Here is a 958-nt window from a genome sequence, read left to right as displayed (position 1 = left end):
ATGGGCACCCAGGAGCCCTACCGGATGTTCACCAGCCGGGCGGAATATCGTCTGCTGCTGCGCGAAGACAACGCCGACCTGCGCCTGACCGAACAGGCCCGGGCCATGGGCCTGATTGACGACGACCACTGGGCGCAATTCTGCCGCCAGCGCGATGGCATTGCCCTCGAGCAGGAGCGCCTGAAAACCACCTGGGTTCAGGCCGGTTCCGACGCCGCCAAGGCACTGGAAAGCAAAATTGACGCCCCGCTCAACCGGGAATACAGCCTGTTTGAACTGCTCAAGCGCCCGCAGCTGAACTACCCCGACGTGGCGGGCCTGAAAGGCGAACCGGTGGCGGATGAGCGCGTTGCGCTACAGGTAGAAATAGATGCCAAGTATTCGGGCTACATCGATCGCCAACAGGACGAAATCAATCGCCTGCGCGCCCACGAGCAGACCCTGATTCCGACCGAATTCGATTTCGACAAGGTCGAGGGCTTGTCCAACGAAGTGAAGCAGAAACTGAGTGCCGCCCGACCGGAAACCCTGGCTCGGGCCTCGCGCATACCGGGCGTGACCCCGGCGGCGGTGTCGCTGCTGCTGATTCACCTGAAAAAGCGCGGACTGCTGCAGCGGGAGACCTCCCAAGCCTCATGAGCGAACCCCTGAAGGCCCGGCTGACGGCGGGCATTGCCGAGCTGGGCCTGACCATTACCGAACACCAGACGGAGCAACTGCTGACTTACCTGCAGGAGTTCCACAAGTGGAACCGGGCCTACAACCTGTCCGCGGTACGCGACATCGACGCCATGCTCGACCGGCACCTGCTCGACAGCCTGAGCGTACTGGCCCATGTGCAGGCCAGAACCCCCCGGCGGCTGATCGACGTGGGTACCGGAGGCGGCCTGCCCGGCATCCCCCTGGCCATCGCCCTACCCGATTGCCAGATCACCCTGCTCGACAGCAACGGCAAGAA

Annotated in this window: 1 protein-coding gene and 1 pseudogene; both read left to right on the top strand. The window is 63.6% G+C overall.

Annotated features, from left to right (window positions below):
* A pseudogene (gene gidA, locus B3520_RS17400) lies at positions 1–639 on the top strand (tRNA uridine-5-carboxymethylaminomethyl(34) synthesis enzyme MnmG); the annotation flags it as partial.
* A partial coding sequence (locus tag B3520_RS17395; protein ID WP_286876493.1) for a 16S rRNA (guanine(527)-N(7))-methyltransferase RsmG occupies positions 636–958 on the top strand: 323 nt, incomplete at its 3' end. The pseudogene gidA and the gene B3520_RS17395, both read left to right, overlap by 4 nt.

Origin of the sequence: Marinimicrobium sp. UBA4509, assembly GCF_002388575.1 — a bacterium.
In the GTDB taxonomy this organism is placed as follows: Bacteria; Pseudomonadota; Gammaproteobacteria; order Pseudomonadales; family Cellvibrionaceae; genus Marinimicrobium; species Marinimicrobium koreense.
The sequence above is the reverse complement of the archived record's forward strand: the minus strand, read 5'-3'. Positions and strand labels throughout refer to the sequence as shown.